The following is a 12756-nucleotide window of genomic DNA, read 5'->3' as shown; positions in this document are numbered from 1 at the left end:
GGCTAGCGCCGAACAGGTATCGGCAGCGTCGGTGCGATGTTGATGGAAGGTCCAAGCGCTGGCTATTCGCCGTTGCGTCGATTGAGCTCTTCGAGCCGTGCCCGGCTGACTGACTGGTGATTGCCGCAGGTTGGGCAACTGAGGGCCGCTGCCCCATCAAGATCGACCAGTCCATGATTGGGGATCGCCCTGAACTGCCACGAGCACTTGATGCAGGCGCAATCGATTCGAGTGACCTGCAGGAGTGTGCCGTCCGCGCGCGTCACTCCCTCGACGCTGGTTACGTAGAACTGTCCGATGTCACGCATGAAGATGAACGAGCGCCCTGACTTGAATGGGGCGCTCATCATGCTGCTTTGCGGCCAGTACGGGACGCAGGGTGCTTGACGGAAATCTGAAGAATTAAGAATGCATGCAGCGCCGGGGGCTTGCTTCCAATGATGGAGTGTGGGCCTCTGCTCGCCAGAGCACTCTGCACTCGTCGGAGCATCCTTCGGAAGAGTGGCATGATGCGGCTTCCGCCGATCCGTCCGACCAGGAGCCAGCATGAAGCGCAGTGCCTGCACGTTCGTCGTCCTGACCACCCTCGCCGCTATGCCTGTCGGGGCTGAAGAGCCTTCCGATTCACCCAGGCGCCCTTCTGTTGAAACCCTGCAGCGTCTGATCGTCGACAAGGCACCGCAGACACGCGTGGAAACGCCGGACCACGAACGCATCACCGCGCGGCGGATCGATATCGTCGACGACACGGGCGTGATCCGCATGACGTTGTCCGGCAGGACACCGGCGCCGATCATCGATGGCCTGCAGTACAAGCGCGCGTTCAACGTGGCCGGGATGGTGCTGTACGACGACAAAGGCAGCGAGCGCGGTGGCTTCGGCACCGCCGATGTCGACGGTGGGATGGCGGTGCTGGCGCTGGATCATCCGGCGATGGACGCGATCGGTTGGCGGGTATCACCGGACGGCGCGGTGAGCTTTTCGATCAACCAGGCACCGAAGCTGATCCGTGAACCTGCATTGGGCAACAAGCTGATTCCCGGCGTGCAGGCGCCCACGCGCATCGGCCTGGTGGTTGGCGCTGATGGCACGCCGGCCATTGCCCTGAACGACAGGTCAGACCGCACGCGCCTGCGCCTGACGGTCACCGCCGAAGGCTATGGTGCAATCGAGTTCCTCGACGCGCAGGGCAAGGTGATCCACACGCTGGCGCCCGAGGCGGAGCTCCGCCGCTAGCGCGCAGGCGTCGGATCAGCGCCTAGCCGCGCCGCCCGCGCCCATCAATGCTGTAACGCCCGGCCCCGGTGCAGGCCAGCAGCAGGAATCCACCGGCCAGCCCCAGGTTCTTCAGGAACATGATCTGCTGGGTCGGGTCGGCGACGTTGTGGTGGAAGATGAAAGCAGTCACCAGGCTGAAGACCACCAGCACCACCGACACCAGGCGGGTCTGGAAGCCGAGCAGGATGCAGAGCCCGCTGCCGATCTCGAAGGCGATGGTCGGCCACAGCAGGATGCCCGGCACGCCCATCGCTTCCATGTAGCCCTGGGTGGCACCGGGGTCGCCGAGCTTGCCGATGCCGGAGACCAGGAACAGCGCCATCAGCAGCAGGCGTGCAAGCAGGTAGGCGAGCGAATGCGATGAGGTGCTCACGTCGATGTCCTCGGAGATGGCGTGCGATGGCGATCGGAGCCCAGCGGCGGTGAAGCCTGTGTGTATGCCCGGCCATCAGGATGCCTTGACAGCCGCCGCGGCGCGGTAGACCTTTCTCGCATGACGATTGATATTGAATCGCTCAGCCTTCGCGAGCTGGGCGCCCTGGTGGTTGCCGCTGAACAGCGGAAACAGCTGATTTCCAACCGCCGCCCGGCCAGTGCGGTACGCCGCCTGCTGAGGGCCGCAGCGGCCGAAGCGGGCTACACCCTCGAGGAGCTGTTCGGCGCAGAGGCCATCGAAGAGGCCGCCCCGCGCCGGAAGCCGGCACGGCGCAGGACCGGCAAAGTGGCGGCCAAGTACCGCGACCCGGAGTACAAGCGGCTCACCTGGTCCGGCCGTGGGCGCATGCCGCGCTGGCTGGCCGCCAAGGTCCAGAAGGGCCACAAGGTGACCGACTTCCTCATTCCGGGCCTGGCCAAGCCGACGGCGCGCAAGAGCAGCCCGATCGGCAAGCGCACGGTCTTCAAGAAGGATTGACCCGGTGGCGCTGTTACCCTGCCCGGGTCTTTGAACGAAGGAGCAGGCGATGGCATACAGCGGCAGCATGACGATCACGCCGAAGTGGCTGTACCTTGCCGCAGGCCTGTCGGTGCTGGTCAGCCTGCTGGCCTGGTCGGTGGAATGGAGCGGCCTGGCCTATGTCTGCCCCTACTGCCGCGTGCAGCGCACGGTGATCGGCGTGCTCGGGCTGTTGATGCTGTTCGCGCGGCCAGGCGGCCTCATCGTGCCTTGGCTTGCGTACACCTCAGGCGGCTTCGCGTTTGTGGTGGCCGCCATGCAGCACTTCAACGGCTGGAAGCGCATCTCTGCCGGAGAGTTCAGCTTCAACGCGCAGTGGTACATCGATCCGTGGCTGTTGTCCGGGTGCGCGATGCTGATCCTGGTGGCGCAGCTGATGCTGGTGCAGGCCGCCTCCCGGCCCAGGCCGCGCTGAGTGTTTCCACGCCGTGCGCGGAACTATCCGTTCTGGAACACCGCCCGCTGCGCGGCGAACGCGCGCTGGTAGGCCGGGCGCTGCTTTGCCCGGTCCACGTAGCCGCTCACCTGCGGGAATTCATCGAGCAGGCCGCTGCTCTTCAGCCGCAGCAGTACCGCAGCCATCATCAGGTCGCCCGCGCTGAATCCGCCGTCCAGCCAGGCGGAATCGCCCAGCGCTGCGGACAACTGCGCCAGCCGCGTCCGCACCCGCTCATCGAGCATCGGTAGCCGCTGCGCGTACCAGGGCTGCTCGCGCTCCAGTACCCAGGCCATCGAGCGCTCAACAACCGGCGGCTCCACCGTGTTCAGCGCGGCGAACATCCACATGATCGCGCGCATGCGCGCATCCGGATCGCGCGGCAACAGGCCCGGGTACTGTTCGGCCAGGTGCAGGACGATGGCGCCGGATTCGAACAGGACCTGGCCGCCGTCCTGCCAGGTGGGAATCTGCCCAAATGGATTCCTTTCGAGGTGGGCGGGCTGCTTCATCTCGGCAAAGGTCAGCAGCTGCACGTCGTAGGCCACGCCCAGTTCTTCCAGCGCCCAGCGCACGCGCATGTCGCGGGCCAGGCCCTGGCCGCGATCGGGTGAGGTGGCGAAGGCAGTGAGGATGGGACACATCGGGAGGCTCCTGCAGGCCGACGGGCCTGGCTTCCAGTGTTCCGACGAACGACAGCGCCTGGAATCGACATACGCTCCGGCGCGTGCACGTCGCATGCACGTGCCCTCTACGCGGGCACTGATTCAGATCCATCACGCTGGCGGGGTCATCCGCAGAAACAGGTGTGCATCCATGAATACCCCAGGAAAACCGAAGCCCAGCTGGCGCCAGCGAAATGTGCTGATGGCAGCGCTCGCTGCGGTGCTCGTCATCGTTCTGGTCATTCTCTTCATCCCCTGGTGAAGCCCGCGCAGACACGTCTGCGTGAACGCGACACCACCGTGGCGTGAAGCGGTCAGTGCGGGTTGGGCGAGGTGATGCATGCATCAATCAATGCTCACCCACGAAGCACATGGGCCTGTCCACAGTGGTCCCGCAGGCAGCACTCACGGCTGCCTCTCTCCCACGGAATCGACTACACAGGAGCAATGACATGAGCACCCAGTCCACCATCGAACATCGCCTCAACGACCTGATCGAGATCGCCCGTGATGGCAAGTCCTTCTATGAAGAAGCCGCGACCAAGGTGAAGGATGCCGAGCTGTCGGCACTGTTCACCCGCATTGCTGGCGTCAAGGGCCGCATCGTCGCTGCACTGAGCGGCTCGGTCGCTGCCAGCGGTGGCAAGCCGGCCGAGCACGGTACTGTCGTCGGCTCGATGCAGCAGTTCTACGGCAAGGTGCGCGCTGCCTTCGGTGATACCAACTACGGCTACGTGGCCGAGCTGGAAGAATCCGAAGATCGCCTGCTCGGCGCGTTCAAGGACGTGCTGAAGGAGAACGATCTGCCGCCGGCCGTGCGCCAGGAAGTGACCCAGCTGCTGCCGGACGTGCAGGAATGCCACAACGTCATGCGCGCGCGCAAGCACGCGATGAAGGCAGCCTGACGCTTGAAGGCGGCCTTCTCCCCGGGGCCGCCGCGGCCGGGGCAGTGTTCTGCCCCGGCCACCTTTGTCCAGGGGGACGCGCATAAAAAAGGGGCGGCCGCGAGGCCGCCCCAACCCGTCAAGAGAGCACGTGACTAACCGGGCACGTGACTAGAAGCGGATCGACCAGCGGGCATTGGCACCGTGATCGCGGCTTTCGCTGCCGAACTGGCCGCTGTAGCCCAGTTCCAGCTGCTGCCGCGGGGTCAGCCAGGCCGACAGGCCCAACTCGGCCACGACCGCATTGTCGGCAATCGGTGCACCCTCGACCGCGAACGTCGTGGTGCTGTTGGCGAAGGCGAGGTTGGCTACCTGGCTGCGGTCACCCGAGGCCCGGCGATAGCCCACGCCACCGCGCAGGTGCAGCCAGCTGTCCTGCTGGAACGACGCCTTCAGGCCCTTGTCGAAGCGCACGCCGGCGGTGGCGACCGTGGTGCCGGTGTCATCCACCTTGCCGTGCAGTGCCGCCGCACCGCCGCGCTCGTCGATCTGCTTGAGGTCCACTTCCACACGTGCGACCTGCAGGTACGGCTCCAGGCCACCCTCGGCGCTGCCGAAGCGGTAGCCCGCCTCGATGAAGGCCTGGCGGGTGTGTGCGTTGTAGCGCGCGCTCAGGCTGTCACTGAAACCGGCAAAGGCCACATCGCGGTTGCTCTTCACTTCGTTGCGGCTCCATGCGACGCCACCACGCAGGCCGAAACCGCCCCAGTTGTGGCTGGCGTAGGCACCGAAATGGGTGTTGTCGATCTTCGACCGGGCGCGACGCTCCTGCTGCTTCACGTCGGTGCGGCCAGTGCCGGCCAATACGCCGATCTGCCAGCCGCCGAACTCGCGGTCGACGCCGACCAGCACGCCGTTGCTGTTGGTGTCGGTGCGCGCGGTGTTGGAATTGCCATCCAGCTTGCCGTTGCCGCCGATGGCCTGCACCCATGCACCGGTGGCGTCGCCCGGCTCCGCACCGGGTGCCGCCGCGCCGGCGCGGCGCGACAACGCGGCATCACGGACGTGGCGGCTGCCTTCGACCAGGGCCAGCGCGGTGGCAGCGTGCAGTTCGCCACCGATGCCATCGAGCACGCCGCCGACCTGCTGCGGGAACAGCTGGGTGAGCGGCTTGGGCAGGCCCTGGTTGATCGCCAGCACGTCGGCGGCCGCGGCGACCGCGCGTTGGTTCGGCGTACTGGCCGCGCTGGCCAGCAGCGCACCGCGTGCGACGTCGATGCGGGCGCCGTTGGCACCGTAGGCCAGGCTGAACTGCAGGAACGGCGAGAAGGCGCTGAAGTCGGTCCTGGCGAACTGGCCGCTGACGCCGCCGTCGGCGCGGATGAAGTTGAACTGCTCGCCGAGGTAGTAGGTGCCCGGTTCCGGCAACGCCACCAGGGTGCCGCCGAGGGTCGCGGTGCCGGTCACGTGCAGCTGGTCGCTGCGCCCACCCGGGGCCAGTTCGGCGGCAAACACGCCGCTGGCGCCCTGCACGTAGTTGCCGTTGATGGTGAGCGTGCCGATGGAGTTGCCGGGGGCGATGGTGCCATCGACGCGGGTGCTGCCCAGCGTGCCGACGCCCTTCAGCAGGCCGTTGGCGCCGACCGTGGTGGTGCCACCGGTCTGCGTGCCGTTGAAGGACACCACGCCGCCGTCGACCGTCAGGTTGCTGTTCTTCAGCACGCCGCTGGCGCTGACCGTGCTGACGCCGCCGTGGGTGGTGAGCGCGGTGGAGACCAGGCTGCCGTTGAGCAGGAACTGGCCACCCTGCACGTCGACCGCCGAGGTGAGCGCGTTGCTGCCGTTCAATTCCAGCGTGCCCTCGCGCAGTACAGCGCCGTTGAAGGTGTTGTCGCCGCTCAGGCGCAGCCAGCCGATGCCGGATTTGGTCAGCTTGCCGGGGCCGCCGATGGCGTTGGTCCAGTCATCCCATGCATCGCCTTCCCACACCTTCAGCCCACCGGCCTTCTGGTTCATCACTACGTTGGTATCCACCCGCAGCGATCCATAGCCTTCGATGGCCTTGCGCAGGTCGACCATGCCCCAGCCGTAGATGGGGTCGATGCCTGCCGCACCCAGATCGCGCGCGGTGGTCAGCAGCACATCGCGCACCTGGGCGTTGTCCAGGTACGGGAAGCGCTCCATCAACAGGCCGAGGGCGCCGGTGATGTGCGGTGCGGCCATCGACGTGCCGGTCTTGGTGCCGTAGGTGTACTCGGTGTTTTCGCTGTCGATGATCAGCCGCACGTACGCCGAGGTGTTCTCGATGCGGCCCTTGATCTCGCCGGACACGATGGTGCTGAGGATGTCGGTGCCGGGGGCGGAGATGCACCAGTTGGCGGCGACACCGCAGATGCTGGAGCTGCCGTCGATCACGTAGTCGGTTTCGCCGGCGGCGGCATTGGGCCGGCGCACATTGGCCACCGCCAGCCAGTAGGGTTCGATCTCCGGCTTCCAGCGCGGCATCGACGCGGTGATGCCGGCCACCGCACCACTGCCGTTGCCGGCCGACCATACCTGGATCAGCGTGGAGCCCGGCTTGTCGCCGCTGCCGGCATAGATGCTGCCGTACACGTCGTAGCCATCACCGATCGCCGCATACTGCGCGTCCAGCGCGGCAGCGGTCATGTTGCGGGTGGAGATGCCCCAGCTGTGGTTGATGGCGCGCACGCCCTGCGCCTGGATCTGCGCATACATGTCCAGTGTGGCAGCGTCATCCGGATCGGTGCGGTACAGCGCACGCGGGCGATAGAAATTGTCCGGGTCCAGGCGCCACTCGTAATAGGTATCACCGAAGACGCGGGCAGCGGTCAGGTTCGAACCGAAGGCCACGCCGTGCATGCCCTTGCCATCACGGTTGGCACCGATGGTGCCCAGCACGTGGGTGCCATGGTCGGCGTAGCTGAAGCCGTAGGGCTGGCCTGCGGCGATCAGTCGTGCGGCCAGCGCGGCGGGAACACCGGGGCCGAGGCCGTAGTAGTTGTAGCCCGGCTGCTCGCCACGGGTCTGGCCGCATGCGCCGGCACCGGCCACCACGCCGGGCGTGGCGCAGTCCGCACCGATGGTGATGCTGGAGGTGTTGCGCCCGGCGAATTCGGGGTGTGCCAGTGCCGAGCCTGAATCGAACAGGGCCAGGCGCACGCCCTGGCCGGTCAGGCCGCGCGCGTAGGCGTAGTCGGCGCCCATCGCAGCCAGTCCCCAATCGGCGTTGAATTCATCGCTGCGCCAGCTGGCTGCATCGCCGGGTTTGCCGAGCAGGGCGGTGCTTCCCGTTGCAGGCGCGGTGGCGGTGGGCGCCGTGGAAGCCGACGCCACATCGGCGACGGGCCGTGCCCACGCGGCCTGCAGCTGGCGTTGATGCTGCCAGGCATCGAGTGATTCGCTGGCCATGGCCGGCAAGGTGGTGGCCAGCAGCAGCGAGCTGGCAACAGCAAGTGCCAGCGGGCGATGCGGGAGGGAGCGGGACGAACGGCCGTACAGCGGGTGATTCATCGGACAACTTCCTTGGTTGACGGACAACAACGCCGTTAACGCCAAGGCAGGCCGATGCCCCCCAGTCGTGTGAAGGAAATTTTATGAACTGGTTAAGGATTCGTGACGCGGGTGTTCACCTCGCCTCCCGGTGTCCCCGCTACGGTGGGCCCGCCTGGGCTCACCAGGCTTATCAAGGAGTGATGACGATGCGTGCATTGAAGAAGATGGTCGCCGGTGCGGTGTTCGCGTTGGCCTGCACCGGTTCGGTGGCGGTGGCAGGGCCGGTCGAGCCCTGCGACAAGCCGTGCTGGCGGGCCTATCAGATGTGCCTGGCCAGCGGTGTGGATGCCGGTGAGTGCCAGCAGGCCTACAACACCTGCGTGGTCGACCTGTGCATGGGCGTGTGAGTCGCGCCTTTTAAGTTCTATACCGCCTGGAGCCCCGTCATCGACGGGGCTCTTCTGTTGCAGGGGGTGACGCTGGCATCGATGCGGTACTCTCGGTGCGTCTTCCGGGAGAGGGGAATGCCATGGCTGTCAGGCGCGTCGTTGCCAACATCGCCACGCCCGATCCGCAACGCGCCGCCGCCTTCTATGGCGACCTGCTCGGCATGCCGGTGGTGATGGACCACGGCTGGATCGTCACTCACGGCGGGCAGGGCAATGCCCTGGCGCAGGTCAGTTTTGCCAGTGAAGGCGGCTCCGGCACCGCGGTGCCGGACCTGTCGATCGAGGTGGACAATCTGCAGGAGGTGCTGGAGCGCATGCGTGCGGCCGGCATCGCGCTGGAGTACGGCCCGGCCGACGAGCCCTGGGGCGTGCGCCGCTTCTTCGTGCGCGATCCGTTCGGAAGGCTGTTGAACATCCTCGCCCATTGCTGAGCGGCGGGTTGCGGGTCAGCGATGTGTCGCGGCCGGCGCTACGCCGACCATGCGCAGGCAGTCGTCCACCACGGCGGCAATGAAGGCGTCGGCGTCCTGCGCGGGTGCGGCGATCAGGTCATCGGTGGCGCCGTGCACGCCGGCATAGATCAGCGAGGCGGTGACCTGCGGCGACGGCAACTGCCACAGGCCGGCGGTCATTCCCGTTTCAAGAATCGACAGCAGCTGCTGCTGGATCGCGTTGCGTTCGGCATTGCCGCGCTGGTGATGATGGTGATGGGCGAAGACCACATCGTGGACGGCGTGCGTGCGCACGTAGATTTCGATGTTGGCGCGGATCCAGGCGCGCAGCCGTGCCACGCCATCAGCGGCCGGGTGCTGCTGCACGGCCTGGTCGACGTCCTCGATGAAGTGCCGGGTGTAGCGCTGCGCCAATGCCTGCAGGATCTCGCTGCGCGAGGCGAAGTAGGTATAGAAGGTGCCCTTGGCCACCTCGGCTGCGGCCACGATGTCACTGACGGTGGTGGCCTCCACACCCTGTGACAGGAACAGCGCCTGCGCGGCGTCCATCAGTTCTTCCTGGCGGGTTTCGGCGGGCTTGGTGCGAGGCCTGGCGGCAGCGGGGGTCTGCATCGTGGCTGGGTCCGGGTGTGTCGGCGGCCATTCTAGCTCCGCCCCGGGAGTGACTGACCGTCGGTCATTGACCGACGGTCAGTCAGTGACTAGGATGCGGGCACATCCTCCCCCGGGATCCGAACATGCAACGCTTGCGACGACCGGCCCTGGTGCTGGCGGCCTACCTCGGCACCTTCCTCGCCTCGCTGGACATCAGCATCGTCAACGTCGCCCTGCCGACCCTGCAGCAGGCGCTGGACACCGACATGGCCGGCCTGCAGTGGGTGATCAACGCGTATGCCATCGCGTTGTCGGCCCTGATGCTGTCAGCGGGCCCGCTCGGCGATCGTTATGGGCATCGGCGGATGTGGCTGCTCAGCGTGGCCACCTTCACCCTGGGGTCGTTGCTGTGCGCCTGCGCCGGCAACTTGCAAACGCTGGTGGCCGGGCGCGTGGTGCAGGGCATCGCCGGTGCGCTGCTGATTCCCAGCGCCATGCCGATCCTCAGCCATGCGTTCCCCGATCCGCGCCAGCGCGCGCGCGCGATCGGGGGCTGGTCGGCATTCAGTGCGCTGGCCCTGGTACTCGGCCCGCTGTTGGGCGGCGTGCTGGTGCAGCGCGCCGGCTGGCCCAGCATCTTCCTGATCAACCTGCCGCTGGGCCTGCTTGCCCTCGTGCTCGGCGCGTGGGGTATCCCGGAGCGGCGGCATCCACACCATGCCGCGCTGGACCCGGCGGGGCAGCTGCTCAGCGCCGTTGCACTGGGTGCGCTGAGCTATGGCCTGATCGCGATCGGCGAGCAGGGCCTGCTGGCGCCGGCAACGCTGTCGGCGCTGGGCATCGCCGGCGCCGGGCTGGTTTTGTTCGGTCTGGTCGAACGCCGGGTGGCACGCCCGCTGCTGCCGCTGGACCTGTTTGCTGATCGCCGTTTCGGCATGCTCAACCTGGCTTCGTTCGTACTGGGATTCACCGCCTATGCGAGCCTGTTTTTCCTGTCCCTGTTCTTCCAGCAGGCGCAGGGGCTCAGCGCAGCCTCGGCAGGCTCGCAGCTGGTGCCGCAGTTCCTGTTGATGGGCGTCGTCTCGTTGTTGTTCGGTCGCCTGGTGGTACGCGTGGGGCTGCACACCGCGCTGGTCTGCGGCTATGTGCTGGTCGCCGTGGCGCTGTGCGCGATGGCCACGTTGCAGCCTGCGACGTCGCGCGGGCAGGCCAGTGCCTTGCTGATGCTGCTGGGCATCGGCATGGGGCTGGCGGTACCCGCCACTGGCATGGCGGTCATGGTCCAGGTACCGGCCGAGCGCGCGGGCATCGCGTCAGCCACGATGAATGCATTGCGCCAGGCGGGCATGAGCCTGGGCATCGCGCTGCTGGGCAGCCTGATGGGCCTGCGTGCGGTACGCCAGTTTGCCGCGTCCGCACTGGCCGCCGGGCAGCCAGGGCTGGCCGCCCATGCACGCGGGCTGATCCTGCACCCGGGCTCGACGTATTCCACGCCCCAGGTGGTGGCGTGGTACCGCAGCGCGATGGCCAGTGGCTTCGGGTGGGCGATGGCGGTGGCAGGCGTGGTGGCCCTGCTTGCGGCCATCGGCCTGCGCCGACTTCGCCTTGCGCGCTGACCGCACAGCGTTCATCCCTGCTGGCGTTGCGGATCCTTTGCGGCTGGGTCGAGCGATGCCTGTTGCTGTTGCTGGCGGGCGTTGGCGTGGCGTGCGTGGCCGCCTTCGCGGCCGATCGCCGCCATGTGCTGCCGGTCACGGCTGATAGCTTCGCCGCCCTTGCGGCCGGCGACGCGGGCTTCGTCCGGACTGAATTCATGCGCGTTGCCGGAGGCGTGCGCGGCGCGTCCGCCCTTGGCGGCGATCGCACGTTGCTTGTCCCCGTCCATCGAGGCGAAGCCCCGGGTGGAGCTGCGCGGGTTCTGGCCAGTCATGTGAATCCTCCTGCGGTGTGGGCGTCGCCGTCGTCGACGACAGCGGCCATGCTTGGCCATCGCGCGCTAAGTCCAGGTCGCCATCCTTGCAGCTGTCTTCACGCGGCCTGCGCACCGGGTTCAAACGGCCGGCCGCCCTCGGCCGCAGTGGGGCCGAACCGTGTCAGCCTTCGCGTGCCTCGCGCAGGCGCTGCGCGAAGGGGCGTTGTTCGAGCGCCTGCAAGGCGCTGCGCAGCACCTGTTCCAGCGACTGGCCGAGGTCGGCCTCCAGGCTGCGTGCCGCATGCGCGGTGGCCTGCCACTGGGCCTGCAGCGCCGGCACGGCCCGCAGCGCATGCGGGCTCAACTGCAGGATGCGCTCGCGGCTGTCTTCACCGATGACGCTGTGCAGCCAGCCGTCGCGCACCATCGCTGCCACGGTCTGGCTGAGCGCCGAATGGCTGAGCCCGCAGGCCAGTGCCAGGTCCTTGATGCGGCACGGGCCCTGCGCCATCAGCGTGCGCAGCACCGGGGTGTAGCGCGGCCGATAGTCCAGCTGCAGATCGCGGTAGGCCTGTTCGACGGCCGGGTCGAGCTGATCGAGCAGGGCGCGCAGCAGCGTCCCCAGGGTCGCGTGTTGGAGATCCATGATCGCGATGATATATAAGCGCTTATATATCATCAATACGGGGTAGGGTCATGGCGGTTTCGTGGATGCTGGGTGCGTTGCTGGCGGCGGCATGCCCGTCCCAGGATGCGGTGCTGCAGGCCGCGGCCACCGCAATACAGGCGCAGTACCTGGACGAGGCCGAAGGTGCCCGCATTGCCGCAGCGGTGCGCGGCTGGTCCAGCCAGCGGCGCTATGCGGACAGCTGCGCGGACCCGCAAGCGTTCAGCGCACGCCTGAACCAGGATCTGGACGTGTTCGATGGCCACTTCCATGTGGAACGCGTGGACGCCGATGCCGGCCAGGACGACTGGCTGATGGCCTGGCGTGCGGACGCGCGCGGCAATGGTGCGGGCGTGCGCGAGGTGCGGGTGCTGGAGGGCAACATCGGCTACCTGCGCCTGAGCACCTTCTATCCGCTCGACCTGGCCCGGCCAAAACTGGTGGCAGCGTTCAGCCTGCTGGCCGATACCGATGGCCTGGTACTGGACCTGCGCCAGAACGGCGGTGGTGATGATGGCAGCGCGGACGTGCTGGTGCGCACCCTGCTGGAGCCGGGAATCACCGAGGTACAGGCGCTGGAACAGCGCGGGCGGCGCACCGCGGTGCGGTTGCCGCCGGCCAGCCTGCCGCCCTACCTGAAGCCGCTGGTGGTGCTGATCGACCGTCGCACCGGCTCGGCGGCCGAGTTCGTCGCGTACTCGCTGCAGGCGGTGGGGCGCGCACGCATCGTCGGTAGCCGCAGCGGTGGCGCCGCGCACATGTTCGATGATCCTGTGCAGCTGCCCGCTGGTTATCAGATCAGCATTCCGGACCGTCAGCCGATCAACCTGCGTACCGGCGGCAACTGGGAACGAACCGGCATCACGCCGGATGTGCCCGGCGGTGATGATCCGCTGTTCATCGCGCGGCAGCTGCTGGCACCGCCAACGTCGCCACGATGAACGCGTTTTT

Annotated in this window: 15 protein-coding genes; 8 read left to right on the top strand and 7 right to left on the bottom strand. The window is 67.3% G+C overall.

Features of this window, described 5'->3' with window-relative positions:
* Nucleotides 1–62 precede the first annotated feature (62 nt).
* Nucleotides 63–347 (bottom strand): hypothetical protein, encoded by a 285-nt coding sequence (locus tag VN11_RS19170; RefSeq protein WP_238581831.1) that lies wholly within the window; start codon nt 345–347, stop codon nt 63–65.
* 199 nt (nt 348–546) lie between these two features.
* Here VN11_RS19170 and VN11_RS19165 point away from each other — a divergent pair, with 199 nt between their 5' ends.
* Nucleotides 547–1236, top strand: coding sequence for a hypothetical protein (locus tag VN11_RS19165; protein ID WP_053450889.1), 690 nt, complete (start codon nt 547–549; stop codon nt 1234–1236).
* A 22-nt stretch (nt 1237–1258) separates the two neighbouring features.
* On the opposite strand, the gene VN11_RS19160 is transcribed toward VN11_RS19165, so the two are convergent.
* Entirely contained in the window at nt 1259–1651 is a 393-nt protein-coding gene (locus VN11_RS19160; protein WP_053450888.1) for a DoxX family protein, read from the bottom strand.
* Between the two features lie 120 nt (nt 1652–1771).
* Here VN11_RS19160 and VN11_RS19155 point away from each other — a divergent pair, with 120 nt between their 5' ends.
* Nucleotides 1772–2191, top strand: coding sequence for an H-NS family nucleoid-associated regulatory protein (locus tag VN11_RS19155; protein WP_053450887.1), 420 nt, complete (start codon nt 1772–1774; stop codon nt 2189–2191).
* Between the two features lie 49 nt (nt 2192–2240).
* Nucleotides 2241–2648, top strand: coding sequence for a hypothetical protein (locus VN11_RS19150; protein ID WP_053450886.1), 408 nt, complete (start codon nt 2241–2243; stop codon nt 2646–2648).
* Between the two features lie 23 nt (nt 2649–2671).
* Here the strand turns inward: VN11_RS19150 and VN11_RS19145 are convergent, their stop codons facing one another.
* Nucleotides 2672–3313, bottom strand: a complete 642-nt coding sequence (locus tag VN11_RS19145) for a glutathione S-transferase family protein (RefSeq protein WP_053450885.1) — start codon at nt 3311–3313, stop codon at nt 2672–2674.
* Nucleotides 3314–3786: 473 nt separating this feature from the next.
* On the opposite strand from VN11_RS19145, the gene VN11_RS19135 reads away from it, so the two are divergent.
* On the top strand, nt 3787–4239 hold the full coding sequence (locus tag VN11_RS19135; RefSeq protein ID WP_008267995.1) for a PA2169 family four-helix-bundle protein: 453 nt from the start codon (nt 3787–3789) through the stop codon (nt 4237–4239).
* A 150-nt stretch (nt 4240–4389) separates the two neighbouring features.
* Here the strand turns inward: VN11_RS19135 and VN11_RS19130 are convergent, their stop codons facing one another.
* A complete protein-coding gene (locus tag VN11_RS19130) occupies nt 4390–7749 on the bottom strand; it encodes an autotransporter domain-containing protein (RefSeq protein ID WP_053450883.1) in 3360 nt (1119 codons plus the stop codon).
* Between the two features lie 188 nt (nt 7750–7937).
* On the opposite strand from VN11_RS19130, the gene VN11_RS19125 reads away from it, so the two are divergent.
* Entirely contained in the window at nt 7938–8138 is a 201-nt protein-coding gene (locus VN11_RS19125; protein ID WP_006472022.1) for a hypothetical protein, read from the top strand.
* A 122-nt stretch (nt 8139–8260) separates the two neighbouring features.
* Entirely contained in the window at nt 8261–8611 is a 351-nt protein-coding gene (locus tag VN11_RS19120; RefSeq protein ID WP_053450882.1) for a VOC family protein, read from the top strand.
* 15 nt (nt 8612–8626) lie between these two features.
* Here VN11_RS19120 and VN11_RS19115 read toward each other — a convergent pair whose 3' ends face one another.
* On the bottom strand, nt 8627–9244 hold the full coding sequence (locus VN11_RS19115; protein WP_053450881.1) for a TetR/AcrR family transcriptional regulator: 618 nt from the start codon (nt 9242–9244) through the stop codon (nt 8627–8629).
* Nucleotides 9245–9369: 125 nt separating this feature from the next.
* Here VN11_RS19115 and VN11_RS19110 point away from each other — a divergent pair, with 125 nt between their 5' ends.
* On the top strand, nt 9370–10842 hold the full coding sequence (locus VN11_RS19110; RefSeq protein ID WP_053450880.1) for an MFS transporter: 1473 nt from the start codon (nt 9370–9372) through the stop codon (nt 10840–10842).
* An 11-nt stretch (nt 10843–10853) separates the two neighbouring features.
* On the opposite strand, the gene VN11_RS19105 is transcribed toward VN11_RS19110, so the two are convergent.
* Both VN11_RS19105 and VN11_RS19100 read right to left on the bottom strand, forming a co-directional pair.
* Nucleotides 10854–11156 (bottom strand): KGG domain-containing protein, encoded by a 303-nt coding sequence (locus VN11_RS19105; RefSeq protein ID WP_049457930.1) that lies wholly within the window; start codon nt 11154–11156, stop codon nt 10854–10856.
* Between the two features lie 163 nt (nt 11157–11319).
* A complete protein-coding gene (locus tag VN11_RS19100; RefSeq protein ID WP_053450879.1) occupies nt 11320–11784 on the bottom strand; it encodes a MarR family winged helix-turn-helix transcriptional regulator in 465 nt (154 codons plus the stop codon).
* A gap of 50 nt (nt 11785–11834) precedes the next feature.
* On the opposite strand from VN11_RS19100, the gene VN11_RS19095 reads away from it, so the two are divergent.
* Nucleotides 11835–12746, top strand: coding sequence for a S41 family peptidase (locus tag VN11_RS19095; RefSeq protein WP_053450878.1), 912 nt, complete (start codon nt 11835–11837; stop codon nt 12744–12746).
* Nucleotides 12747–12756 lie beyond the last annotated feature (10 nt).

Source organism: Stenotrophomonas maltophilia, from assembly GCF_001274595.1.
GTDB classification, from domain to species: domain Bacteria; phylum Pseudomonadota; class Gammaproteobacteria; order Xanthomonadales; family Xanthomonadaceae; genus Stenotrophomonas; species Stenotrophomonas forensis.
This window is presented reverse-complemented; position numbering and strand designations above follow the sequence as displayed.

Bases quoted from the DNA above. Each gene is read 5' to 3' on its own strand.
- VN11_RS19115 (WP_053450881.1), bottom strand. From the start codon at position 9,244: ATGCAGACCCCCGCTGCCGCCAGGCCTCGCACCAAGCCCGCCGAAACC.
- VN11_RS19105 (WP_049457930.1), bottom strand. From the start codon at position 11,156: ATGACTGGCCAGAACCCGCGCAGCTCCACCCGGGGCTTCGCCTCGATG.
- VN11_RS19135 (WP_008267995.1), top strand. From the start codon at position 3,787: ATGAGCACCCAGTCCACCATCGAACATCGCCTCAACGACCTGATCGAG.
- VN11_RS19155 (WP_053450887.1), top strand. From the start codon at position 1,772: ATGACGATTGATATTGAATCGCTCAGCCTTCGCGAGCTGGGCGCCCTG.
- VN11_RS19130 (WP_053450883.1), bottom strand. From the start codon at position 7,749: ATGAATCACCCGCTGTACGGCCGTTCGTCCCGCTCCCTCCCGCATCGC.
- VN11_RS19150 (WP_053450886.1), top strand. From the start codon at position 2,241: ATGGCATACAGCGGCAGCATGACGATCACGCCGAAGTGGCTGTACCTT.
- VN11_RS19165 (WP_053450889.1), top strand. From the start codon at position 547: ATGAAGCGCAGTGCCTGCACGTTCGTCGTCCTGACCACCCTCGCCGCT.
- VN11_RS19125 (WP_006472022.1), top strand. From the start codon at position 7,938: ATGCGTGCATTGAAGAAGATGGTCGCCGGTGCGGTGTTCGCGTTGGCC.
- VN11_RS19145 (WP_053450885.1), bottom strand. From the start codon at position 3,313: ATGTGTCCCATCCTCACTGCCTTCGCCACCTCACCCGATCGCGGCCAG.
- VN11_RS19095 (WP_053450878.1), top strand. From the start codon at position 11,835: ATGGCGGTTTCGTGGATGCTGGGTGCGTTGCTGGCGGCGGCATGCCCG.
- VN11_RS19110 (WP_053450880.1), top strand. From the start codon at position 9,370: ATGCAACGCTTGCGACGACCGGCCCTGGTGCTGGCGGCCTACCTCGGC.
- VN11_RS19170 (WP_238581831.1), bottom strand. From the start codon at position 347: ATGAGCGCCCCATTCAAGTCAGGGCGCTCGTTCATCTTCATGCGTGAC.
- VN11_RS19120 (WP_053450882.1), top strand. From the start codon at position 8,261: ATGGCTGTCAGGCGCGTCGTTGCCAACATCGCCACGCCCGATCCGCAA.
- VN11_RS19100 (WP_053450879.1), bottom strand. From the start codon at position 11,784: ATGGATCTCCAACACGCGACCCTGGGGACGCTGCTGCGCGCCCTGCTC.